We start from the raw sequence: 24,155 nt of genomic DNA, 5'->3' as shown, positions 1-24,155 counted from the left end.
TCCCGCGCCGCTACACCGCCAATGTCACCCCTGGATGAAAGTCGATAGCCGGCAAGGTTTCATCCAGCACCTGCAAAAAGGTGAAGGCGGCCGGCGATAGCGGCACGCCACGCCGGGTGAACACGTGGACATCCCGCTGCAGCTCGGCCGCCTCAAACAAGCGGTAGGGCAGATCCCGCGCCGACGGGTGGGAGGCGGCCAGCGCCGACAACACGCACGCGCCCACCCCGGCGCGGATCAGGCAAAACTGCATGTCCAGATTGGTGACGGTGATCTTGCTGGCCACCTGCTGCCATAGCTCGGGATGGCTATGCTCCAACGCGGACATGATGCTGGTGTCGCTCTCGTCCTGCAGCAAGGGCCATTGCCGCAAGGATTGGCAGTTGAGCGGCCCCGCCGGCGGCTCAAAGCCAGGCGGAAACATCACCCCCAACCGGGCGGACAGCAACTTGCGCTTGTCCAGCTTGTCTCCGGCCGCGCCCACATAAGAGCCGATGCCGATGTCCACCTCGCCCGATTCAATGCGGCGCACCACGCCGCCGCTGGTGTCGTCCAGCAGGCGCACATGGATGCACGGGTAGTCTCTTCTCAGCCGTTTGAGCACCTCCGGCAGCACGCTGGACGCAAAGGCCATGCCGCTGGCCACGTAGACGCTGCCGCTGCTGCCGGCGGATTTTTCGCGCAGATCGGACAACAGCAGTTCAAAATCATTCAGCAGCCGGCGGGCCACTGGCAGAAAGGCGTTGCCCTGAGTGGTGAGCGCCACTTTGCGGGTGGTGCGCTCAAACAGCGTCAGCCCAATCTCCTGCTCCAGTTCGCGTATGGTCTTGGTCAGCGTGGATTGCGTCAAAAACAGCTGGCGGGCGGCAGCGGTGAAGCTTTCGGCTTCGGCGACGGCCGAAAAGGCGCGCAGGTGGCGAAGGGAGATATTCATGACGAAGTGGAATTGATTGGCTTTATTAATTCATTTTACACCATTAACTTTCAACGCTTGCGCGTTTGAAGCTCACGCCCTTCATCATGGAACGGCCATCCCGGCTTTGCCGATAAAACTCAAGCGCCTGCCGCTGACGCCGCATGCCGTTTGGATTAGGATGCCGGGTTTCGGCCGCCTCCCTTTCCCTCATGACCATCACCCACCACAACCCACTGCATGATCCCGACGCCGTGCTGCAACGACTGCACGGCCTGCGCCCCATCAGCGCCAAACAAAAGCAAAGCTCCTTCGAACGCGGCTGCGCGCGCTACGCGCTGCTGGCCTTGCTGAGCTCCGGCGGCTTGCTCGCGGCGCTGCTGGTTCTAGTCCTATGGCACCTTGCTGCGCCCTTGCCCCGCTTTGGCGTCTGGACAGCGCAAATCCTGGCGCTGCTGTGCATGGTGCTACCCTTGCTCTCCATCATCGTCAACAGCCTGCCCGGCCTAGCCTTGTTGCTCTGTTTTCACCGCCAAGCCCAGCGCGATTTGTTAAAGGAACTGGAGCATGACCGGCTCCAGGCGGCGCTATTGCGGCCTTACCGGCAATCCGCGCTGGAACAGGCGGCGCAGGCGCTGCAAGACAAGCAGGATCAGGCCGGCAGCCGCATCGGCGCCCTCATCGGCAGCCATGAGCAGCTCGCTCTGTTTTCCATCGCCGGCTTCGCCTTGGCGGTGTGGGAAAAGCTGTCCGATCAAGATTCGGCCTTGAACCGTCTGTTCCAGTTCTCCATACCATACAGCCATTGGAATGGGCATGATCTATTGATGCTGGCGCTGGCCGGCGTCGCCGGCTTTCTGCTGGGCGGGGTCCTGCTCAAGGCGGTGTTGCTCCGGCGCGCCTATCAGCTAGCCTTGCTGCGGCAGGCCATCGCCGACAAGACCCGCCGCCGGGACGCGCGCTGGCGGCGTTTCGGGCCACGAGCTTGAACTGTCGGCCTCAGGCGGCAACGGCCGCCGCCACCTGCCGGCTCAACTGATGCAGACGATTGGCCAAGGGGCAGCTCAGCGCCAGTTCCTGCCGGCCGTGTCCGCGCAGCAGTAGCGCCTGCCAGCTGCCCTCCGGGCCAGGCACCAGACCGCCGCAGACGAAACCCTCCTGTTGCAAGGCGGCGGCCGCGCGTGGAGCGTCCGGCCCCAGCGCCAGCCTGACGTAGACCAAGCGCCCGGCCGGCAGCGCCGCCACTTCCCGCAGCCGGCCGCCGCTGATGTCCTCCAGCACCACTTCCAGCCGCCGGCCGTGGCTGGCGATGCTGAGGCCGCCGGCCGGTGCCTGCGCCGGCGGCGGCGCGCTGCCGAAGGCGCGGCTTAGCGGCGTCAGCCATTCCCGCCACGCCGCCGGCCAGTTCAAGGCCGGGATCGGCCGGCTTTGCAGCGGCAGGCAGCCCAACACAATGCTTTCCGGCTGCGGCTGGCCAAAAGGCGAGGCCACGTAGTCCAGCAGCAGGCCGGTGGTGTGGAAGCCCAGAGTCTTGGCCAGACGCTGGCTCTGGCCGTGGGACGACACTTGCTTGATGGTAAGCATGCCCAGCCCCAGGGCGACGCCTTGGGCGCGCAGATGGCGGCCCAGCGCGGTGGCCAGGCCCTGGCCGCGCGCGTCCGGGTGCACCACGTTGAGCGCCAGCTCGGCGCTGCCCGGGCAATGCGGGTCGCGCCACAGCGCGGCGTGGCCCAGCACTCGGCCATCGCGCACGGCGACGGCGGAATGCCAGCGGCCGGCGGCGTTGTGGCGGCGTATCATCGACGGCAGATAGACGTCGGGATAGACGTAGTGTTCGCCGTAAATGGCGCGGAACAAGGCGCTGACGCCGGCGGCGTCGTCGGCCTGGAAATCGCGGATGGCTATGCTCATGCCGCCACCTCGTCGTAGCGGCGCTGGTCCACCACCCGCATCAGCTTGCCGGAACGCGGATGGGTGAGCATGGCCTCCGGCGCGCAATAGGCAGCGTCCAAGTGCAGCAGGCCTTGGCTGCAGAGTTCGGCCAGGGCCGGTTGCGCCTCCAGCAGCAGTTGGCGCAGCGGCTCCGCCGCCGGGGCCGGCGCGTATTCGCTGGCCACCCGCAGACTGAGGGTATCCACGCCGTCGCGGCGGCCCACCAGCAGTTGCCAGGCCAGCACGCCGTCCTGCCCCCGCAACAGCGGGTCCAGCTCGTCCGGGAACAAGGACAGCGTGCAGACGCGCACGCGGTGGCCGCGGCTGGCGCGCCCTTGCAGCGCGAACTTGCGTTCCGGCCGCCCGGCCGGCTCGCGCCAGCAGGCCAGATCGCCGGTGGGGTAGCGGATCACCGGCATCAGCCGCCGTTGCAGATTGCTGACCACCAGCAGGCCTTTGCGGTCCGGCTCCGTGATCGGCAGGCCGCTGGCCTCGTCGATGATTTCGACGATGGTGTCGGCGTCGAACACGCGGTGTTCGCCCTGGGCGCAATCCGGCCCGGCGGCGCCGATCAGGCCGGCGTCCACACTGGCGCAGCCTATGGAACCGATACGGGCATTGGGAAACACCCGGCCCAACAGGGCCAGTTGCTCGGCGAACAGGCTTTCGCCGCCGTAGAGCAGGCAGCGCACGCCGGGCAGCGTGCGGCCGGCCTGTTGCAGCCAGCTGGCGAAGCGCACCAGTTGCACCGGCACGCCGGCCAGCACATTGATGTCCAGCGTGTCGATGGCGTCGGCCAGCGCGGCGTCCTCGACATTGCAGGTGAAGGGAAACTCCACCACCGGCGCCGGCGAGTGCGACAGCGCGCCGTGGATGAACAGCAGGCTGGTGTAGAGATCGCCGGCGAAGAACAGGTTGGCGACGCGGTCGCCGGGCAGCAGTTGCCGGCCCAGGCCCTGGCCGAAGGCGCGTACGAAGGCCTGCCATTCGTCGCGGCGGAACACCGACAGCTTGCCCTCGCTGGTGGAGCCGCCGGTCTTGAACACATGGCCGTCCGCCAGCGGGCCGCTCAGCACCGGCCAGTTTTCCAATGGCTGGCATTGGCGCCAGTAGTCCGCCGGCTCGATCAGCGGCAGATCGCTCAGCGTCCAGTCCGCCGGCAGCTCGCGGTACAGCTCAGCGAAAAACGGCGAATGAGCGCGGGCGTGTTCCACCAGCCGGCGCAGCCCGGCCTCCGTGGCGGCCTTCATCGCGCCGGCTCCGTGTTGCGGCGCAGGTCCAACACCAGCGGGGTCTTGCCGCTTTGCGGATGGCGCTGGAACTGGCCGGCCGGGGCGGCGATGACTTCCAGTTGCAGCAGGCCGCCGCTGACGACCTCGTTCAGCATCGGGTGTTGCAGCAGACGGGCGCGCACCTGCTCGGCGTCGCCGTCGGCCAGCACCCGGATGCGATCGCAGCCGTTGGCGGCGTGGTCCACCAACCATTGCAAAGCCAGGCCCAGCGGCGCGGACAGCTCGGTTGGATTGACGAAGATGGTGCCCGCGCGCAGCAGCGCGCCGTGGCGGCCGGTAAGCTGGAAGCGCGGCGCCGGCAGGCCGCAGCCGCAGTGGCCGGGCAGCCAGCGGCCCAGATCGCCCAGGTCGTAGCGCCGCACCGGCTGGCCTTCGCGCGCCAGCGAGGTGAAGGCCAGGCGGCCGACGGCGCCGGGCGCTGCGGGGCGGTCGCTGTCCTGTTCCAGGATTTCCAGCCACTGGATGTCGGCCAAGAGATGGAATTCGCCGCCGCAGCCGTGGCCGCAGGCGTGGCCCAGCGGGCCGGCGTCCACCGATCCGTACATCGCGGAGCGGATCAGTTCCACGCCGAAGCCGGCCAGGAACTGGCGTTGGCCGTCGCTGATGTGTTCGCCGCCGCAGAACAGCTTGCGCACGCCGCCGTAGGCGCGCAGCGCGGTTTCCTCGCATTCGAACAGGCGCTGCAAGGTGCCCGGCATCCCCACCAGGGTGTTGACGCCGCGGGACACGATGAAGTGGGCGATCTGGCTGAAATCGTCGTCCACCGGGCCGCCCATCGGGTATTGCGGCACACCCAGCTTGTCCAGGATGGTGAAGAAGCTGAGCATGCCGCCGTAGAGATTGCCGCCGTAGAGCAGATTCATCACCCGGTCTTGCGCCGGGTCCAGGCCGGCGGCGAACAGGCCGTCCGCCGCCGCCTGCATCTGGCGGTGGTAGTCGCGGTAGCTGAAGCCGGCCAGTTTGGGTTCGCCGCTGCTGCCGCCGCTGCGGAAGAACAGCTGGGCGGCCGGCCCCATTTCAGCTTGCTGGAAGGCCGCCTTGTCCATCACCGGCAGCGCGTCCAGGCCGGCCGGCGGCGGCGGCAAGGCGTCCAGCGTCGCATGGCCGGGCAGTTGGCCGTCGCGCAGGCTGACCGACACCCGCCGCGTCAGCCGGCTTAGCGCGTAGACGCCGTCGTGCGGCTCGCCTGCGTAGCCGTCGTGCATCGCTCCCGCCGGGCACAGCCGGCCAACGCCGGCGTCCAGCAGCAGGCGGCTGAGCGCCGGCAGCTGTTCCGGCGCGGCGATCAGGCCGCAGCTTTGCAAATGGGTGCGCCAGGGCAGCAGCAGTTCCACCAGCCGCGCGCGCGGCGCCGGCCGCAGTTGCAGGGTGCGGAACAGCGGCGAGGCCGCCAGTTCCTGGCGCTGCGCCCAGGCCACGCGCCAGCCCTCGCCCTGCTCCACCGCGCCGGCCACGCCGGCAAACGACTGGTCCAGCCGCAACATGGCCAGCTGGCTGGAGATTTCCGCGGCTTCCTGCACGTCCGGCTGCAAGGCCGGCCAGGCCGGCGCGCGGCGCGCCAGCGCGGCGGCCATGGCCTGGGCCGCGCCGCGCAAGACGGCTTCGTCCTCGCTATCAACCAGCAGGCATTGCGGGCTGGAGCAGGCTTGCTGGTCGAAACGGCAGACGTCGTCGGCCAGCGCGTCGTAATCGGCCTCCGTCGCAGCGGCCGGGTCCAGGTAGGCGAAGCTGATGCGGTGGCCCCAGGGTATCCAGCGGCAACCGGCCGGCACTTGGCGGCGGATCGCCTCCAGCGCGGCATCGCCGCCCCAGGCGGACACGGCGTCGGCGCGGGCCAGCAAGCCGGCCAGTTGATCGGTGGCCAGCGGCAGCACCGCCACGTGGGCGGCCAGGACGCCGGCGGCGTCGTGACTCAGAAAATCGGCCAGCAGCCGCGCGCTGCGGCCTTGGTCGCTGCCGCTGGGGCGCAGCCAGTTGACGTTGCCGGCCAGCAGGCTTTCCAACACCGCCATGAAGGGCAGCAGCGGCGCGTTGGCCGGGGTGATGTGGGCCACCAGGCCCAGCGGCCGCCAGCTTTCGAAGCGCGGCTGACGGTAGTCGAAGCGGCGCAGCGAGAAGGCCTGTTCGCCTAGCTCGCGGCCGACCTTGGCTTCCAGCGCCTCGCGCCGGCAAAAGCCTTGCAGCGCGTCGACGGTGGCGGCGTCCAGGCCCAGGGCCTCCGCCCGTGCCGGCAGCGCGGCGGCGAAGCGCTCGGCGCAATCCAGCACCGCGTCCAAGGCCGGCGGCCGGGCCAGCGCGGCCGGCAGGCCAGCTTGCAATTGCGTCAGCGCGGCGGCGGCGTCCACGGCGGCGTTCAGTGTTCCGTTTAATAGATACATATCAGGATTCCTTGATCAATTCGGAGGCGGCCACCGCGCAGCTGCGGCTCTTGCTGGTGCCGGCGCGGCCCAGCAGTTCGAACCAGTCGGTGGCCAGGCCGCAGCCGCAGCTCTCGGCCGGATGCAGCACGGCCAGATCGCCCATCACGATGCTGTGGGCCGGGCTGGAGGTGATGTAGGGCGACAGCAAGTTGAGGAAGCCGGCGGCGCCGTAGGGTTGCGGCCGCAGGCTGGCGGTATCGCGGATCACGGCGCGGGCGTAGCTGGGCAGGTGGAAGCGGTGGCGTTCGCACTCCACGTAAGGCACCGGGTGCTCCACCGCGCCGTAGCCGTCGCGGCAACGCGCGTCCGGGATGCCCAGTTGCGCGCCCAGCCGCCGGTACAGCTCGGCCTTGGGAATGGCTCGGTCCGCGTGGGTTTTCCAGCCGCCGCCCAGGAACACCAGCGATTCCGGGTGCAGTTGCAGCGGCGGCAGGCCCAGTTCCCGCATCCGTTCCAGCGCAAACCACAGGAAGGCAGGGAAGCCCAGCATGCGCACCGGCAGGCCTTGTTCGGCGAAGTCCTGCAAGGCGCGGATCACGCCGAAGGGGTCGAACTCATTGCCGTGGCCGTTGTGGCGCAAGGCGTAACAGGCCTGGTTCACCGGCGCGTACTTGCACAGGAATTGGTCGGTGTAAGCGGTGCCCAGGGTGATGGCGCCGGCCGGCTCGTAGCTGAGCAGCAGGTAGTTGCACGGCTGTTGCGGCGTGTCCCAGCCGTAATGCCGGAAGATGCGGTCCACCATGCTTTGCGCCGCGCCCAGGCTGCGCGCGTCGTAGCGCATGCGGCTTTTCTGGCCGGTGGTGCCGGAGGAGGTCAGCTCCAGCGCGTCCTGGCCGGCGGCGCTCACCACCAGTTGGCGCTTGAAGTAGTTGGCGAACAGCGGCGGCAGCCGCGACCAATCGTCCAGACCGTCCAGCGCCGCGGCGTCCAGGCCGTTGGCCTGCAGCCAGCGGCGATAGCCGGGCGTGTGTTCGCAGTGGTAATGGCTCAGTTCGCGCATGGCGGCGTCGAACAGACGGTCGCCGTCGGCATCGGCGCGATAAGGGTGTTCCAGCGCGCACAGCGCGTCGACATGGTTCAGCATGGTGGAGCTCCGGGAATGAGGAAGGGGATTCAAGCCGCTTGCAGCGCGTAAGCGCGCTGCTTGAGCAAGCGCCACAGCGGCCAGGCCGCCAGGCCGGCGCCCAGCGCGGCCCAGCCGGCGAAGGCTTGCAGGCCGGCGCCTGCGCCCAGCCAGGCCAGCGCGCTGCACCCCAGGCCGAGCAAGGCGGTGGAGATCATGCCCAGCATCGCCGCCACCGCGCCCTTGCCGCTGTCGCTGGCGTAGAGGGTGAAGCGGTACAGGGTGGCGTGGCCCAGGCCCAGGCCGAAGGCGTACAGCGTCAGGCCCGCCGCCAGCGCCGGCAGCGCGCCGCTGGACCAAGTCAGCGCCAGCATCGCCGCCAGGCCGCCGAACAAGGGCCACAGCGCCAGCCGCAGTACCCGCTCCAGCTCCAGGCTGACCGCCAGCCGGTTCAAGGTCAGATTGCCGGCGATCAAGCCGCCGAACACCGGCAGCTGCCACAGGCCATATTCGATGCCGGACAAGCCCAGGCCGCGCATCAGCAGCAGCGGCGACAGACCGATCCAGCCCACCAGTGGAATGGACAGCAGGCCCAACGCCACGCTGCCGTGCATGAAGGGGACGTTGCGCAGCAGCGCCGCGTACTGACGCGCGCTGCGGCCCAGGCGCAGCGGGCTTGCCGCCAGCCGGCTGCCGTCGCGCCGCTCCACGCCCAGGGTTTCCGGCATCCAGCGCCACAGGCCGACTGCCACCAAGGCCGCCAATACGCCGATCAGCGCGAACAAGCCGCGCCACGGCAACAGGCCCAGCAACAAGCTGCCCAGCAGCGGGCCGATCAGCGGCGACAGCAGCGCGATATTGGCCAGCAAGGCCATCAGCCGCACCGCGTCTTTTTCCGGAAACGCTTCTTGCAGCGCCGGGTAGCTGACCACCATCACGAAGCCCAGAGACAGGCCCTGGATGAAGCGCAGCAGATTGAACAGCTCGATATCGCGGCTGCCGACGGCGGCGAGACAAGCCAGGGCGAAGCCAACGGCGCCGGCCACCAGCAGCGGCTTGCGGCCATAACGGTCGGACAATGGGCCAATCAGCCATTGCAGAGCCACCCCGCCCAGCAGGTAGGCGTTGAGCGCCGTGGGCACGTGGCGGGCGTCGGCGTTCAAGTCGGCGACGACTTGCAGCATGGCCGGCATCACCATATCGCTGCCGATATACGTCAGCAGTTCAAAAGTGGCCAGCAATAGGCAAAAGCCCAGCGCGCGGCCTCGGGAAATAGGCAGCAAGGATTGAATTGCGTTTTGACTCATAAAATATCAAGGTAATTGAATGGCTGCCCTATAAAAACCAAGGGCAATTTAAAACCGACAATGAAAAGCAACGCGGAGAGTTGGACGGCGCGGCATTTGTTTCGGTGATCGAGCAGGCTCAACACATGACATTGAACTACTCAGAAGGGGCGAGATTATAGACAGGCTTTTTGTTTGAATTGACTGTCCTATTTGACAGTTATTCTAGAGTAAATATATTAATATCTAAATTTGGCGACAGATATTTATATAAATAAACCACATCATAAAATAATATGCAAATGGCAACCTAATTAATGCAAGACAAAACTATCCCAATTACGTCCATTAATTGATTTAAAAATGACTTCCACAGTTAGTATCTAAATCTCGCTGGGCGATGAAGGCTCCAAACTCAGGATGGACTTAGTTTTATTGCGCGACGGCAAGCATGACAATAGATTCTCAAGGTTAGAATGTCATCTTCATCGACATTCCCCCTTCAGGAGTCCATCCCCATGAGATCCATCCTGTCCTTTGCCGCCCTCCTGTCTTTGTTCTGCGCCGCCCCTTCCTGGGCCGGCGCGCCTCCGGCCCTGGTAGTCTCCGGCCAGATCAAGGTATCCAACCAAGCCAGCGCCGGCGAATACCACTTCAGCAAGGCCGAGCTGGAACGCTTGCAGCAACGCACCATCCAGACCAAGACTACCTGGACGCCCAAGTCCGCCTTTACCGGTCCCACGCTCTCCGCCATCCTGCGCGTCGTGGGCGCGGCCGGGCGGCCGGTGGAAGTAGTGACCGAAGACCAGTACAAGGTGGTGATTCCGCCTGGGGACCAAAACCGTTATCAACCCATCCTGGCGCTGCGCATCAACGGCCGGCCGCTGGAGGAGATGGGCTTCAGCCAATGGATGATGTATCCGCTCAACGACTTCCGCGAACTGCAAACCGCCGACATCGACGCCAAGCTGGCCTGGCGGGTGAAAGCGCTGGTGGTGCGCTGAGCGCGGCGCGGCGCTGAAAACCGGTTCAAAGCCCGCTGCGCTTCCCGGGGGCAACGCCCTGTCTCGCCCTTGCTCGCGAGGCTTTGAACTGCGGGTCTGGTTAGCCGAGTTCGCCACTAGAAATGTCCATGTACTGAAAAAGCCAATCAGCCCAAAGTAAATATTTACCTGAATAAAACAAGAACTTTGGAATAAGAAGCGGACTCCAGTGGGTAGGTCCCCCCATCAAGCCAACGGGGACCAGGGCGCAACCCGCAACTGGACAGGCCGTGCCCAGCGCCCGCAGCAGTCCGGCATGGCCTGATGGAATAAGAGAAATATGCACGCATCTAAGCTCAGTTCCTGTCTGTGGCTCGGCGCCGCTATGGCCGCCAGTCTGTTCTCTCTGCCCGCCGTCGCCGACGCGCCGCGCCAGTTGACGCTGGAACAACGCGGCGATCCCAGCGAGTGGCTGCTGGCGCACCGCCGCGGTTTTCTCACCCATCCCACCCAGTCCACCGGCTATTGGGCGCGCAAAGGCGAAGCGCTAAGCGTCAATATCGCCTACCAGGGCACGCCGTCCAATCTCCCTCCTGAGCTTTGGCTGGTGCCTATCGCCAACGCCAACAGCGCGATGCCGTCCAATCAGGTGGTCCAGCTGCGCCCCGGCCTCAACCAGATCACCGCGCAGAACGACGGCGTGATCTATTTCGCGCCGCGCAGCCAGCCCGGCAGCGGCAAGATCGTGGCGACGCTGCAAAGCGGCGGCCGTGAAATACCGCGTTTCGTGCTGGGTCAGCACAGCAGCGCGGACTGGAACGCCATGCTGAACCGCCTGTCGGCCGAGCCCTACGCGGAGCTGGTGGGCAAGCGCATGATCGTGACCATGCCGCAGTCCATCCTGCGCCAGCAAGTGGACGATCCGGCCGCCACCATGACGCTGTGGGACCGCATCGTCACCCTGGCCGAGGAACAATACGGCCTGGCCGCCGGCAACCCTTACCCGCACGCGGCGACGCCGTTCCAGTACCAGTTCGTCACCAAACCGGACAGCAGCGGCGGCTATATGTCGGCCAGCAATTACTGGCTGGGCACCAATGTCGGCGGCGCCGGCTCGGTGGCCAATTCCAAATTGCTGCAGCAGGACGGTTGGGGCCCCTGGCATGAGCTGGGCCATCACTACCAGATGCCGGCGATGACTTGGAACGACCAGACCGAGGTAACGGTGAACCTGACCTCGCTCTATGTGCAGCGGGCCTTGGGCCAGCGTTCGCGGCTGGAAACCGGCGGCAAATGGGACCTGGTGCGCCAGCACCTGAACCAGGCGCAGCCGTCTTACGACGCGCAAGCGGACTTGTTCGTGCGCGCGGCAATGTTCTGGCAGCTGGACCTGGCTTTTGGCAAGGATTTCTACAGCCGGCTGGGGCAGCGCTACCGCAGCATGCCCTTCGCCGAGCTGCCCGCCAGCGACGAGGACAAGCGCCAGCGCTTCATCATCGAAACCAGCCGCGTCGCCGGCCACAGCCTGGCCCCGTTTTTCGACAAATGGGGCTTGAAGGCCAACACGACCACCCGGCAAACCCTGAGCAGCCTGCCCGCCCTGTCGCTGCCGATCTGGCTGAACCGCGACGAAAACCTGCTCTATCGCTACCCGCTTGAGCAGCAGGGCCTGGCCGGCCGCGTATCGCTGCCGGCCTCTGTCAACGCCGGCGGCGCGTTCAGCGTGGAGGCGCGGGTCAGCAACGCCGGCGGCAAGACGTTGCGCTACCAGTGGCAGTTGCCGCCCGGTTTCGGCGGTTCGCCCGGCAACAGCGCGACGGCGACGCTGACCGCGCCCGCGCAAGCGCTGCAAGGCGCGTACGCGCCGATTCGCGTCACCGTCAGCGACGGCGTCACCCAGATGACGCTGGGCAGCGCCATCCAGCTGCGCCGCCCCGGCGCGCAAGGCTACGACGCGATGATTCTGGCCGCGTACAACAAGGGATCGCTGCAAAAATGGAGCGAGAGCCGCACGGGCACGCCGGGAGACGTTTACGTCTACGACAACCCCTACCGCAACACCCGCGACTACTTCCAGCTGAAAACCGCGCGCTACGGCTACTTCCCGACCGAGGGCGGCAGCAACGCCGGCTGGCAGTTCCTGGACAGCTACAACGGCGCCCCGCTGTCCGCCACCCAGTCCTACGACCTGGCGATGCTGACCTCGCAGCGCAAGAGCCGTTTGAACAGCTGGAGCGAGAGTCGAACGGGCACGGTGGGGGACGTCTATGTCTACGACAATCCCTATCGCTCCACCCGCGACTACTTTGTGCTGAAGAACGCGAACTACGGCTACTTTCCCACCACCGGCGTCAGCAACGGCAATTGGACCTTCATCGGCGCTTATGACGGCAGCCAGTACCTGACTCCGTAAACTCGGGTTCCGTAAACGGCGCCGGCCTCGTTTATCGAGGCCGGCCCGGTCGCCCTAGTGACGGCATTGGTCGCTCCCGTGCGCTAACATTCGGCGCCGCCCGCCTAGATTGGTCCTTACGCCCAGGCTCCCTCAGAGTCCGCGGCGTCAACATGGTCACGGCCATGCCTTCCAACCCAGCGGCCCGGCGCTGTCCGCCGGCGACGGAACCGCCTGCGGGAGAAGCCGACATGAAACTCTCTACCCCCTGGCTGGCGCTGCTGTGCGGCGCGCTGGCCGCCCAGGCCTGGGCCGCGGAGCCGGAAAGCTGTCGCAAGATCCGCTTCGCCGACATCGGCTGGACCGATATCGCGGCCACCACCGGCCTGGCCTCCGCCGTGCTGCAAGGCTTGGGCTACCAGCCCAGCACTCAGCTCGCCTCGGAACCCATCGCCTTCACCGGGCTCAAGAATCAGCAGATCGACGTGTATCTCGGCTACTGGGTGCCGTCGCAAACGCCGGCCATCACGCCCTTTCTACAGGCCAAGGCGCTGCAAGTCTTGCCCGAACCCAATCTGAGCGGCGCCAAATACACGCTGGCAGTGCCCAACCAGCTTGCGGAACAGGGCCTGCGCACCTTTGCCGACATCGCGCGCTTTCGCAAACAGCTGGACGGCAAGATCTACGGCATAGAATCCGGCAGCCAGGGCAACGCCATCATCAAGCGGATGATCGCCAACAACGATTTCGGCCTGAAAGGCTTCACTCTGGTGGAGTCCAGCGAAAGCGGCATGCTGGCCGCGGTATCCCGCGCCATCCGGCAAAAACGCATGGTGGTGTTCCTCGCCTGGGAGCCGCATCCGATGAACTACCTGATGCGGCTAAGCTATCTGGCCGGCGGCGACCAGGCCTTCGGCGCTGAATACGGCGGCTCCAAGGTCTATACCGTGGTGGCCAACGGCTTCATGCAGCGCTGTCCCAACGCCGGGAAGCTGATCAGCCAGCTGCGCTTCAGCCTGGACATGGAAAACCAGGTGATGAACGCCATCCTCAAGCGGATTCCGCCCGCGCGCGCCGCGCGCCAATGGCTGCAAGCCAACCCTCAGCCGCTGGAACGCTGGCTGGACGGCGTCTCCTCCTTTGACGGCAAACCCGGCCTGCCCGCGGTCCAGGCCTATCTGCGCCAAGGCGAAGGAAACGGGCCATGAACCGGGACATCGTGCTGAGCTGCGCCGTCACCGGCGCCGGCGACACCGTGGGCAAGCACCCGGCGATCCCGGTCACACCCAAGCAGATCGCCGCCGCCGCGGTGGAGGCGGCCCGCGCCGGCGCTACCGTGGTGCACTGCCATGTGCGCGATCCGCTCACCGGCAAGGGCAGCCGCGAGCCGGCGCTGTATCGGGAGCTGGTGGAGCGCATCCGCGCGTCCGGCGTGGACATGATTCTCAACCTGACCGCCGGCATGGGCGGCGACGTGGAGATCGGCCCCGGCGAGCGGCCGCTGCCGCTGGGGCCGGGCACGGATCTGGTCGGCGGTCTGGAGCGCCTATTGCATGTGGAGGAATTGCGCCCGGAAATCTGCACCCTGGACTGCGGCACGCTCAACTTCGGCGATGGCGACTTCATCTACGTGGCCACGCCCGGGCAGCTGCGCGACGGCGCGCGGCGCATTCAGCAACTGGGCGTCAAGCCGGAGCTGGAAGTGTTCGACACCGGCCACCTGCGCTTCGCCAAACAATTATTGAGCGAGGGGCTGCTGGACGCGCCGCCGCTGTTCCAACTCTGCCTGGGCATTCCCTGGGGAGCGCCGGCCGACACCACCACGATGAAGGCCATGGTGGACAGCTTGCCGCCGGGCGCGCAGTGGGCGGCCTTTGGCATCGGTCGGCTGCAAATGCCCATGGTGGCGCAAGCGGCCTTGCTGGGCGGCCATGTCCGGGTGGGGCTGGAAGACAATCTGTATCTGGCCAAAGGGGTGTACGCCAGCAACGGCGCGCTGGTGGAAAAGGCTCGCCAATTACTGGACCTGATGGGTGCGCGGGTGCTGACGCCGGCGGAAGGCCGGATCCACCTGGGCCTGCCGCCGCGCGGCGAAAAAGGAGATTGAGATGCACCGTACCGACATCGCCACCTTGGGCCTGCTGGGCACCGGCGTCATCGGCGGCGGCTGGGCCTGCCGCGCGCTGGCGGCCGGCCGCAACGTGCTGGCCTGGGACCCCGCGCCGCAAGCCGAAGCGCGTCTGCGCGCCCAAGTGGAGCGCGCCTGGCCGGCGCTGGAACGCCGCGGCCTGGCCGCCGGCGCCGCGCCCGAGCGGCTGCGCTTCGTTTCCCGGCTGGAAGACTGCGCCGCCGCCGCCGACTTCATCCAGGAAAGCGCGCCGGAAACGCTGGCGCTGAAACGGGAGCTGCATCGCCGCGCCGACGCGGCCGCGCCGGAGACGGTCATCATCGCCTCTTCCACCTCCGGCCTGCTGCCTTCCGAGTTTTACCAGGACGTCCACCGTCCGGCGCGCTGCGTGGTGGGCCACCCCTTCAATCCGGTCTATCTGCTGCCGCTGGTCGAGGTGCTGGGCGGGCGCGACACCGCGCCGCAGGCGCTGGACGCTGCGGAACACGTCTATACGGCGCTGGGCATGCGGCCGCTGCGCGTGCGTCACGAGGTGCCCGGCTTCATCGCCGACCGGCTGCTGGAGGCCCTGTGGCGGGAAGCGCTGCACCTGGTCAACGACGGCGTGGCCACCACCGGCGAAATCGATGACGCCATCCGCTTCGGCGCCGGCCTGCGCTGGGCCTTCATGGGCACCTTCCAGACTTACGCCCTGGCCGGCGGCGAAGCCGGCATGCGCCACTTTCTGAGCCAGTTCGGCCCGGCGCTGCAACTGCCCTGGACCCGGCTGCCGGCCCCGGACTTGAGCGAAGCGCTGATAGACCGGGTGGTGGACGGTTGCGCGCGCCAGTTGGGCCAACGCTCCATCACGGATATGGAGCGCTATCGCGACGACTGCCTGATCGGAATCATGGAAGCGGTGGCGGCCGCCAAGCGCAAGCATGGGCTGGCCGCACATGAATAAACGCCTCGTCCTGCTCCGCGCGCAAACGCGGCCGGAATGGCTGGACTACAACGGTCACGTTCGCGACGCCTATTACCTGCTGGTGTTCAGCCACGCGGTGGACGCGCTGATGGAGCGCATCGGCATGGACGCCGCGGCGCGCGAGCGCGGCGGCCACACCCTGTACACGGCGGAGCTGCATCTGCGCTATCTGCGCGAAATCCGCCAACAAGCCGAGCTGCGGGTGGAGGGCCGGCTACTGGACCATGACGCCAAGCGGCTGCGGCTCTATCTGAGCCTGCATCGCGACGAGGAGGCCGACGCCGCGGCCGGCTGCGAGCTGATGCTGCTCAATGTGGACCCCGAGCAGGGCCGGAGCGCGCCGTTCTCCGCGCCGGTGCGGCAAAGCCTGGACGCGCTGGCGCGGCGACAAGCCGGCCAGCCCTGGCCCGAGGATTGCGGCCGCCGCATCGAGATGCGCTGAGAACCTGTTCCGTGCCTGCCGCGCTTTTGAACAAGCGCTGGGAAGCGCCTCACGCCTCGCGCCGCTCCACCCCGGGCGCGCAGCCGAAGCGGCGGCGATAAGCGCGCGCGAAGTAACTGGCGGACTCGAAGCCGCACGCCGCGCTGACCTGGGTGACGTTGAGCCCGCTCTGGCGCAGCAAGCGCCGCCCGTGTTCCAGACGCAGCCCTAGGTAAAAGACATTGGGCGCCGCGCCCAACTGGGCGCGAAACAAGCGTTGCAGCTGACGCGCCGTCACGCCCACCCCGGCCGCCAAGGCCTCGCTGTCCAGTGGCGCGTCCATATGTTTTTCCATCAGGGCCAGGGCCTGGATCAGCTTGCGGCTGTGCACGCCGTAACGCGCGCCCAGTTCCAGTCGTTGATGATCGCTCTGGGCGCGGATGCGCCCCAGCACGAATTGCTCCGAAACCTGCACCGCCAGATCATGGCCATGGCTGCGCGCCATCAAGGCCAGCATCATGTCGATGGAGGCGGTGCCGCCGGCGGAACTGATCCGCCGCGGCCCCAGTTCGTAAAGCTCCTGCGTGGCGTTGAGCAAGGGATAGCGCTCGCGGAACGCCGGCAGCGCCTCCCAGTGCAGGGTCAGCCGCTGCTGCCGGAATAGTCCGGCCTCGGCCAGGATGAAACAGCCGGTGTCGATGCCGCCCAGCACCCGGCCGGCGGCGTCCTGTCCGCGCAGCCACGCCAGCAGGCCGGCGCTGCCGTGGCGCAGCGGATGAAAGCCGGCCACCACCAACACCGCGTCGGCCGCCTCCGACTCGCCCCAGGCGCCATGCGCCGCCAAGGACATGCCGTTGCTGGCGACCACCGGCCGACCATCGGCGCTCAACAGCCGCCAGCGATAAGCGCCGCCGTGAAAGCGGTTGGCCACGCGCAAGGGCTCGGTGGCTGCCAGCAGACCCAGCATGGAAAACTCGGGCAGCAGCACAAAGCTGAAATCCCGCATGCTCAGCCCCCGCCCGCGGCGATGATGAAACCCATGGCGCACCTTCGTTAAACATGTTTACAATCAACAGCCTACCGTTCATCCACGGCAAACGGCAAGCCGACGCGCGGCAATCCGCGCCGATCCGCGCCGCGCCAGCCAATGGGACAGGTTGCCAATGCGGACATTTCCAATACCATACTGTTTCCATGGTTTTTTTCGGAACGGTAAATTTTTCCGCCCGCGCCGCGCCCAGCCATCCGATAATGGCTCTCTGGCTGCAGTCGGCGGCGTGGGGCCGCCGACGCCCGTTCGCACCTGTTCATCATTGTGAAACTCAAGTCCCTTTTGGCCCTGGTCTGCCTGCTGGCAGGCATGCAGTGCGCGGCGGCGGAGCCGGCGCTGGTCTTCGCCTACAATCTGTTCCCGCCCTGGAAGACCATGGACGCGCACGGCGCGCCGCAAGGCCCGTACACCGAGCTGATGCGGGAGATGGCCAGGCGCGCCAAGCTGCGGCTGGTCTTCCTCCCCTGCCCGCTGACTCGCTGTCTCCAATACCTGCGCCAGGGCAAGGCCGATGTGGTGATTGGGGTGAAGAACACCCCTGCCCGCCGCGAGTTCATCGACTTCATCGAACCCGCCTTCGCCTCCGGCAGCCGGTTGGCCTTGTATCAGCGCGCCGACGACCCGCGGCCACTGCGCAGCTATCGTCAGCTCTACCCCTTTCTGATCGGCGTGGTGGAGGGCGTGCGCTACCAGGACGAATTCGACAGCGACCTGCGCGTGCGGCGCGAGCCGGCCCCGTCGCTGGACTCCAACTTCCGCAAGCTCAAGGCCGGCCGCATCGACGCCTTGATCGCCGACGAACGCCAAACCGCCGAGCTGGCCGCCGACCCCGAATTCCGCCAATACGTAAGGCGCGCGCCGCTGCTGCTGTACTCCCCGGAGCCGCGCCGCATCGGCCTGTCCCCGCGCTCCCCGCACAAGCGCCGCATCGCGCTGGCGATGCGCTCCATGCTGCAGGACGGTACCGTGGGACGGTTGTTGGCGGAAGCGCCGCGTCCGGCTTTCTAGCCGGCCCCGCCGTCGCGCGCGCGCAACAGCCGACGCCGCCCGCCGCGGGCGCTCGCCCAGGCTGGCAACTGGCGCTTGTCGCAGCTTTACAAGCCGCGCCATCAACGCTAGTGTCCTGCATAAGCCTTGCCGGCAGCATATGCGCGTCGACCGGCCGTACTTGCCTCCGCGCCTTGTTCCGCCTGCCCGCCCGCGGCCGCTTCGCCGTCTTTCTTCCGCATTTACGCTCCAACAGCCGTTGACTGGCCTCTGTCTGATTCACGTCACATCGCTGCTGTAGGGTTTTGCTAGCATCCGGCCCTTTCTCCGTCGAAATTGTCCGACGGTATACGGTCGGCAATATAAGTGTTGCGCGGAAAAATCCCGCATGCCTTTAATTGAATTCAAACGCTCGTTCGATTTTGCGCCGCACGGGCGTTCGCTATCTGGAATCTTTGTTATCTAATCGCAGGAAAGGAAGACCATGCATATCGCTATCCCAGCCGAGAGGCTGGCCGGTGAACACCGCGTGGCCGCTACGCCGGACACGGTGAAGAAGCTCGTCGCCGGCGGTCACGCCGTCACGGTGGAAAGCGGCGCCGGCCTCGCGGCCGCGCAGCCGGACGCGGCCTATCAGGAAGCCGGAGCCGCCATCGCGGCGGACCGCGCCGCGGCGCTGGCCCAGGCCGATATCGTGCTGACGGTGCGCCCGCTGGACGAAGACGGCATCGCCGCGCTGAAGGACGGCGCGGCGCTGATCGGCCAGCTCAACCCCTATCACAACCACAATCTGCAAGCGATGGCCGCCAAACGCGTCTCCGCCTTCGCGCTGGAATTGCTGCCGCGCAGCACACGCGCGCAGAGCATGGACGTGCTCTCCAGCCAGAACAACATCGCCGGCTACCGCGCGGTGCTGCTGGCCACTCAGCACTATCCGCGCTTCATGCCCATGCTGATGACCGCGGCCGGCACGGTGAAGCCGGCGCGGCTGCTGATTCTGGGCGTGGGCGTGGCCGGCCTGCAGGCCATTGCCACCGGCAAGCGCTTGGGCGCGGTGGTGGAGGCCTTCGACGTGCGTCCGGCCACCAAGGAGCAGGTGGAATCGCTGGGCGCCAAGTTCATCGAAGTGCCGATGAGCGAGGAAGAGAAAATGGCCAATAGCGGCGTTTACGCCAAGGAAATGTCCGAGAGCTATCGCCAGCGTCAGGGCGAGCTGGTGGCCAAGCACGCCAAGGCGGCGGATATCGTGATCACCACCGCGCTGATCCCGGGCAAACCGGCGCCCAAGCTGCTGTCGGCCGAGGTGGTGGCGGCGATGAAGCCGGGCTCGGTGATCGTGGACCTGGCGGCGGAAACCGGCGGCAACTGCGCGCTGACCCGCCCCGGCGAAACCGTGCGCCTGGACAACGGCGTCACCGTCGTCGGCCAGACCAATCTGCCCGGCCTGCTGGCGGCGGACGCCTCCAGCCTGTACGCCAAGAACCTGCTGACCTTCCTCGGCCTGCTGCTGACGCCGGAAGGCCTGAACCTCAATCTGGAAGACGAGATCCTGTCCGCCACGCTGGTGACCCACGCCGGCCAGGTCCGCTTCCCCGCCGCCGACTAAGGAGAACAAGATGGTCGATCCCTTCATCACCAGCCTCACCGTCTTCGTGCTGGCCGTCTTCGTCGGCTACCACGTGGTCTGGAACGTCACCCCCGCGCTGCACACCCCGCTGATGGCGGTGACCAACGCCATTTCCGGCATCATCATCGTCGGCGCCATGCTGCAGGTGGTGGACATCAACGGTTCCGAAATCACCCTCACCTCGGTGTTGGGCACCATCGGCATCTTCCTCGCCAGCATCAACATCTTCGGTGGCTTCCTGGTCACTCAGAGGATGCTGGACATGTTCAAGAAAAAGAAGAAATAAGGGACCAAGATGGAAAACCTGTCCGCAATTCTTTATCTCATCGCCGCGGTGTTGTTCATCCTGGCGCTCAAGGGGCTGTCCAGTCCGGCCTCCGCCTTGCGCGGCAACCTCTACGGCATGATAGGCATGCTCATCGCCGTGGCCACCACCTTGCTGATCATGGACAAGCCGGTGCTGGCGCTGATCGCGTCCGCCATTGTCGCGGGCGGCGCCATCGGCGCGTGGAAAGCCAAGACCGTGCAGATGACCGGCATGCCGGAACTGGTGGCGGCGATGCACTCGCTGGTGGGCTTGTCCGCGGTGCTGATCGCGGTGGCGGCCATCTTCCACAGCGGGGTAGAACACACCCAGGTGCAAAAGGTGGAGCTCTTCATCGGCGCCTTCATCGGCGCGATCACCTTCACCGCCTCGGTGATCGCCTACGGCAAACTGTCCGGCCGCTTCGGCTCCAAGGCCGTGAACTTCAAAGGCCAACACCTGCTTAATCTGCTACTGGCCGTCGCCATGGTCGGCTTCGGCGTGGTCTATTTCCTCAGCGACAGCCAGGCCGCCTTCCTGACCATGCTCGCCATCGCGCTGGCCTTGGGCGTGACGCTGATCATTCCGATCGGCGGCGCCGACATGCCGGTGGTGGTGTCCATGCTCAACTCCTACTCCGGTTGGGCGGCCGCCGGCATCGGCTTCACGCTGAACAACCCGGTGCTGATCATCGCCGGCGCCTGCGTCGGCGCTTCCGGCGCGATTCTGTCCTACATCATGTGCAAGGCGATGAACCGCTCCATCGTCGCGGTGCTGCTGGGCGGCTTCGGCGCCGAGGCGGCCTCGGGGGGCGGCGCCGGCGACGGCGGGCCCAAGAACCACAAGTCCGGCTCCGCCGAGGACGCCGCTTTCCTGATGGCCAACGCCGACAGCGTGATCATCGTCCCCGGTTACGGCCTGGCGGTGTCGCGCGCTCAGCACGCCTTGCAGGAGTTTGCCGAAATCCTGCACCAGAAAGGCGTCAACGTGCGCTACGCCATCCACCCGGTGGCGGGCCGGATGCCGGGCCATATGAACGTGCTGCTGGCCGAGGCCGAGGTGCCCTACGAGCAGGTGCAGGAGATGGAGGAAATCAACTCCGACTTCTCCAACACCGACGTGGTGCTGGTGATAGGCGCCAACGACGTGGTCAACCCGGCCGCGCAGAAGGACAAGACCAGCCCGATCTACGGCATGCCCATCCTGGACGCTCATAAGTCTCGCAGCGTGATCGTGGTCAAACGCTCGATGAACGCCGGCTACGCCGGTCTGGACAACGAGCTGTTCTATATGGACAAGACCATGATGGTGTTCGGCGACGCCAAGAAGGTGGTGGAGGAGTTGCTCAGGGGAGTGGAGCAGCTGTAAGAACCTGTTCAATGTCTGCTGCGCGTCGTGAAGCGTTGCACGGTGAGTACGAGCTCAAAATGCTCATGTACCACTTGTACATTCCGCTTTTTCGCTCGTTTTCGCCTTGTCTCGCTCTTGCTCACGAGACTTTGAACAGGCTCTAAGGCGCCGCCTAATGCCTCCGGCATTTCAAAACCGCCCAATGTTTTAAGCTTGGGCGGTTTTTTGTTTCCGTCTATTTCGAGCCCTGCTTTTCCATGCCGCCGCGCTTCACAAGCGGCGGTTATCAGGTGTATTGTAAACAAATATTAGTTTTTGTTTATACATGGAGTATGGCAATGCAAAATACAGGCTTCTCCGCCCGTCGCCTGGCGGCGCTGTGGCTGGGCGCGCTGGCCTTGCCGCTGCCGGCGCTGGCCATGCCCAATCTGCAGGGAACCGAATGGCGGATGGTGGAACCCGCGCCCGCGGGCCAGCCGCCCACCGTGGCCTTCCAGCCGGGCAAGATGACCGGCTTCGCCGGCTGCAACCGCTTCATCCGCACCGTTGACGCCCAGGGCAAGGCGCAGGTGGCTACCACCCGCATGGCCTGCCGGCCGCCGCTGATGGAGATGGAGCAACACTTCATCGCCTTCCTCTCCAGCCCCTTCCGCGTGCTGCCGGACGGCCGCGCGCAGAAGCTGGTGCTGAAATCGGAACGCGCCGAGTACCGCTTCGTGCGCTTGTCGCCTAACGCCGACCCGGCGGCCCAGCCGGCCAAGCTGCAATACCTGTACGTGGCGCCCGAACGCCAGGCCTGCCACAACGGCGAAGCCTCCCGCGACTGCCTGCAAGTGCGCGAACGCGCCGAGCAGAGCTGGCGGCCGCTGCAAGGCGAAATCGCCGGCTTCCACCCCAAGCCCGGCGTCAGCTACTACATCAAGCTGAAACCGGCGGCGCAGGCCGACGCCGGCTCGCGCTGGACGTTGGAACGCATCGTCTACAGCGAGGAAGTCAGCAAGCTGCGCTGAACTCTTGAGAACGGCGGGCGCTCCAAGTGCGTCCCGTCCCTGCCCTTAACCACGGAACATCGATAATGAAAAAATCGCTTTTGCTCGCCGCACTGACCGCAGCCGCCCTGAGCGCCTGTGCCACCCCGCAAACCGGAACCAAAATGGACGCTCAAGCGGATATCAAACTGGACGCGCTGGCCGGCCAATGGAAACAAGCCGCCGCCGAGCACCCGATCACCCTGAGCTTCAAGGACGGCGGCGTGTCCGCCCGCGCCGGCTGCAACGGCATGTTCGGCCCGGTGTCGCTGGAAAGCGGCAAGCTGGTCAGCAAGCAACTGGCCAGCACGCTGATGATGTGTCCGCCGGAGGCGATGGAGCGCGACCGCGCGCTGGCCGCCTTCCTGGGCGCCAAGCCCGCGGTCAAGCTGGACGGCGACAAACTGACCCTGCAAGCCGGCGACAAGACGCTGAGCTTTGACCGCCAGCCCTCGCTGGAAGGCGGCGTCACCCGCTTCGTCTACGTGGCGGCCGAGCGCAAGCCCTGCACCGGCGTGGCGCCGATGCAATGCCTGCAGATCCGCGAAAGCAAGGACCAGCCGTGGCAGCTGCACTATGGCGAGATCGAAGGCTTCAAGCCCGAACCGGGCATCGCCTACCGCCTGCGCCTGAAGGAGTTCAAGGTGGAGAATCCGCCGGCCGACGCCTCGTCCATTCGCTGGGTGCTGGACATGGTGGTGGAGCAGGAAGTCGTAGGCAAGTAAGCGCCTTGCCGCCGCGCGGCCGGTCCTGTGCCCATGGCCGCGCGGGGCCGGCTCACACCCCGGCCATCGCTCCGATGATCAGCGCGTTGACAATGTCGATGAAGAAGCCGCACACCAGCGGCACGATCAGAAACGCGAGATGCGCGGCGCCATAACGCTGCGTCACCGCGCTCATATTGACAATGGCGGTGGCGGTGGAGCCCAGGCCGATGCCGCCGAAGCCGGCGGCAATCACGCTGGCCTCGTAATCGCCGCCCATGCAGCGGAATACTACCCACAACGCGAAGCCTATGGTCAGCAGCACCTGCAGGCATAGCGTGCTCAAGATGAACAGCACCGAGCCGTGCAGTTCCCACAACTGCATCCCCATCAGCGCCATGGTCAGGAACATGCCCAGGCAGATATCGGAAATCAGCGCCAGGCTGAGCCCGGAAGCCGGCTCCGCGCGCAGGCCGCGTCTCGCCAGCAGCCACATGCCCAGGTTGCGGATCAGGATGCCGGCGATCAGGCAGCTGACAAAAGGCGGCAGCGTCAGCTTGGCGGCGACAAAACCCAGATTAAAGCCGTAGCCCAGCATCAGCGCCAGGTTCAACCACATCCACACCCACAGCACATCGTAGTAGGACAGCGTCGCGTGCTTCTGCGCATAGACGGTGCCCACCTCCAGCGCGGTGTCGGCGGACGGGGTCAGCCGGTGGCGCCGGATCAGGTAATGAGCCAGCGGGCCGCCGATCACGCAAGCGGCGATCAGGCCCACCGTATTGCTGGCGATGCCCAATTCCAACGCATTGCCTATGCCCAGCGTCTGACTGAAAATCGGCGCCCACGCCAGCGTGGTGCCGACGCCGCCGGTCAGCGCCACCGAGCCCACCATCAGGCCGGCCTTGGGATTCAGGCCGAAGCCGGCGGCCATCCCCATGCCCAGCAGGTTCTGCAACACGATGAAGACGCTGGCCAGCGCCAGCAGGATGGCCAAGGGCTTGCCACCCCGCCGCAAGGAAGCCAGGTCCGACTTCAAGCCCAGCGCGGCGAAGAAATACAGCAGCAAGTAGTCGCGGATCTGCAAGTCGAAACTCAGTTGCACCCCAAACGCAAAGTACAGCAAGGTGACCGCCGCCGCGCAGGCGAAACCGCCGATCACCGGTTCGGGAATGCTGTAGCGACGCAGGATCTCGTAGCGCAGGGTCAGGGCCTTGCCGATGAACAACAGCATGATCGCCAGAGTGAAGCTGATAAAGGAGTGAACTTCGTACTGCACCATCTTTTCCATGACGGGATTCCGGGTTGAT

The 24,155-nt window shown here is 66.3% G+C and carries 21 protein-coding genes; 13 read left to right on the top strand and 8 right to left on the bottom strand.

The genetic code is table 11. The features are described 5' to 3' along the window. Positions 1-10 precede the first annotated feature (10 nt). Positions 11-934, bottom strand: coding sequence for a LysR family transcriptional regulator (locus HA052_RS07685; protein WP_166451472.1), 924 nt, complete (start codon positions 932-934; stop codon positions 11-13). Between the two features lie 191 nt (positions 935-1,125). Between HA052_RS07685 and HA052_RS07680 the strand changes: the two genes are divergently transcribed. Further along, positions 1,126-1,902 carry a YuaM family protein gene (locus tag HA052_RS07680; protein ID WP_166451471.1) on the top strand — a complete coding sequence of 259 codons (777 nt, stop codon included), beginning with the start codon at positions 1,126-1,128 and terminating at the stop codon, positions 1,900-1,902. Between the two features lie 10 nt (positions 1,903-1,912). Here HA052_RS07680 and HA052_RS07675 read toward each other — a convergent pair whose 3' ends face one another. The 5 genes from HA052_RS07675 to HA052_RS07655 are packed head-to-tail and all read right to left on the bottom strand — an operon-like array spanning position 1,913 to position 8,927. Beyond that, positions 1,913-2,824: a GNAT family N-acetyltransferase gene (locus HA052_RS07675; protein ID WP_166451470.1), complete on the bottom strand. Its 912-nt coding sequence runs from the start codon at positions 2,822-2,824 to the stop codon at positions 1,913-1,915. Continuing rightward, a complete protein-coding gene (locus HA052_RS07670) occupies positions 2,821-4,095 on the bottom strand; it encodes a phenylacetate--CoA ligase family protein (protein WP_166451469.1) in 1,275 nt (424 codons plus the stop codon). Before HA052_RS07670 ends, HA052_RS07675 begins: the two co-directional genes overlap by 4 nt. Continuing rightward, a complete protein-coding gene (locus tag HA052_RS07665; protein WP_166451468.1) occupies positions 4,092-6,515 on the bottom strand; it encodes an acyl-CoA reductase in 2,424 nt (807 codons plus the stop codon). The genes HA052_RS07670 and HA052_RS07665 overlap by 4 nt, the downstream gene beginning before the upstream one ends. A 1-nt stretch (position 6,516) precedes the next feature. Next, positions 6,517-7,641 (bottom strand): LuxE/PaaK family acyltransferase, encoded by a 1,125-nt coding sequence (locus HA052_RS07660; RefSeq protein ID WP_166451467.1) that lies wholly within the window; start codon positions 7,639-7,641, stop codon positions 6,517-6,519. 29 nt (positions 7,642-7,670) lie between these two features. Further along, a complete protein-coding gene (locus tag HA052_RS07655; protein WP_206118815.1) occupies positions 7,671-8,927 on the bottom strand; it encodes an MFS transporter in 1,257 nt (418 codons plus the stop codon). Positions 8,928-9,424: 497 nt separating this feature from the next. On the opposite strand from HA052_RS07655, the gene HA052_RS07650 reads away from it, so the two are divergent. The 6 genes from HA052_RS07650 to HA052_RS07625 all read left to right on the top strand — a co-directional run bounded on the left by HA052_RS07650 (position 9,425) and on the right by HA052_RS07625 (position 15,815). Next, the gene (locus HA052_RS07650; RefSeq protein WP_166451466.1) at positions 9,425-9,910 is read left to right on the top strand and encodes a putative pterin-binding protein; all 486 of its coding nucleotides are present in this window, start codon (positions 9,425-9,427) and stop codon (positions 9,908-9,910) included. Positions 9,911-10,229: 319 nt separating this feature from the next. Continuing rightward, positions 10,230-12,302 (top strand): M60 family metallopeptidase, encoded by a 2,073-nt coding sequence (locus HA052_RS07645; RefSeq protein WP_166451465.1) that lies wholly within the window; start codon positions 10,230-10,232, stop codon positions 12,300-12,302. 230 nt (positions 12,303-12,532) lie between these two features. Further along, a complete protein-coding gene (gene choX, locus HA052_RS07640; protein WP_166451464.1) occupies positions 12,533-13,489 on the top strand; it encodes a choline ABC transporter substrate-binding protein in 957 nt (318 codons plus the stop codon). Then, complete coding sequence (cdhC, locus tag HA052_RS07635) at positions 13,486-14,388, top strand: 3-dehydrocarnitine:acetyl-CoA trimethylamine transferase CdhC (protein ID WP_166451463.1); 903 nt, start codon at positions 13,486-13,488, stop codon at positions 14,386-14,388. Before choX ends, cdhC begins: the two co-directional genes overlap by 4 nt. A gap of 1 nt (position 14,389) precedes the next feature. Next, on the top strand, positions 14,390-15,352 hold the full coding sequence (locus HA052_RS07630; RefSeq protein WP_166451462.1) for an L-carnitine dehydrogenase: 963 nt from the start codon (positions 14,390-14,392) through the stop codon (positions 15,350-15,352). Beyond that, the gene (locus tag HA052_RS07625) at positions 15,345-15,815 is read left to right on the top strand and encodes a thioesterase family protein (RefSeq protein ID WP_166451461.1); all 471 of its coding nucleotides are present in this window, start codon (positions 15,345-15,347) and stop codon (positions 15,813-15,815) included. The genes HA052_RS07630 and HA052_RS07625 overlap by 8 nt, the downstream gene beginning before the upstream one ends. A gap of 49 nt (positions 15,816-15,864) precedes the next feature. Here HA052_RS07625 and HA052_RS07620 read toward each other — a convergent pair whose 3' ends face one another. Next, positions 15,865-16,800 (bottom strand): GlxA family transcriptional regulator, encoded by a 936-nt coding sequence (locus HA052_RS07620; RefSeq protein ID WP_166451460.1) that lies wholly within the window; start codon positions 16,798-16,800, stop codon positions 15,865-15,867. 309 nt (positions 16,801-17,109) lie between these two features. Here HA052_RS07620 and HA052_RS07615 point away from each other — a divergent pair, with 309 nt between their 5' ends. The 6 genes from HA052_RS07615 (at position 17,110) to HA052_RS07590 (ending at position 22,866) form a co-directional block, all read left to right on the top strand. Beyond that, positions 17,110-17,853, top strand: a complete 744-nt coding sequence (locus tag HA052_RS07615) for a transporter substrate-binding domain-containing protein (protein WP_166451459.1) — start codon at positions 17,110-17,112, stop codon at positions 17,851-17,853. Positions 17,854-18,316: 463 nt separating this feature from the next. Continuing rightward, complete coding sequence (locus HA052_RS07610; protein WP_166451458.1) at positions 18,317-19,438, top strand: Re/Si-specific NAD(P)(+) transhydrogenase subunit alpha; 1,122 nt, start codon at positions 18,317-18,319, stop codon at positions 19,436-19,438. Positions 19,439-19,448: 10 nt separating this feature from the next. After that, positions 19,449-19,745 carry a proton-translocating transhydrogenase family protein gene (locus HA052_RS07605; RefSeq protein ID WP_019101645.1) on the top strand — a complete coding sequence of 99 codons (297 nt, stop codon included), beginning with the start codon at positions 19,449-19,451 and terminating at the stop codon, positions 19,743-19,745. 9 nt (positions 19,746-19,754) lie between these two features. Next, complete coding sequence (locus HA052_RS07600; RefSeq protein WP_166451457.1) at positions 19,755-21,131, top strand: NAD(P)(+) transhydrogenase (Re/Si-specific) subunit beta; 1,377 nt, start codon at positions 19,755-19,757, stop codon at positions 21,129-21,131. A 320-nt stretch (positions 21,132-21,451) separates the two neighbouring features. Then, positions 21,452-22,123 (top strand): META and DUF4377 domain-containing protein, encoded by a 672-nt coding sequence (locus tag HA052_RS07595; protein ID WP_166451456.1) that lies wholly within the window; start codon positions 21,452-21,454, stop codon positions 22,121-22,123. Positions 22,124-22,188: 65 nt separating this feature from the next. Then, positions 22,189-22,866, top strand: a complete 678-nt coding sequence (locus tag HA052_RS07590; protein ID WP_166451455.1) for an META and DUF4377 domain-containing protein — start codon at positions 22,189-22,191, stop codon at positions 22,864-22,866. A 52-nt stretch (positions 22,867-22,918) separates the two neighbouring features. Here HA052_RS07590 and gltS read toward each other — a convergent pair whose 3' ends face one another. Then, a complete protein-coding gene (gene gltS, locus HA052_RS07585) occupies positions 22,919-24,136 on the bottom strand; it encodes a sodium/glutamate symporter (RefSeq protein ID WP_081549279.1) in 1,218 nt (405 codons plus the stop codon). Positions 24,137-24,155 lie beyond the last annotated feature (19 nt).

The sequence above is a fragment of the Chromobacterium fluminis genome (assembly GCF_011602385.1).
Lineage (GTDB): Bacteria > Pseudomonadota > Gammaproteobacteria > Burkholderiales > Chromobacteriaceae > Chromobacterium > Chromobacterium fluminis.
Note: the sequence above shows the minus strand (reverse complement) of the source record. Positions and strands in the feature narration are given on the sequence as shown.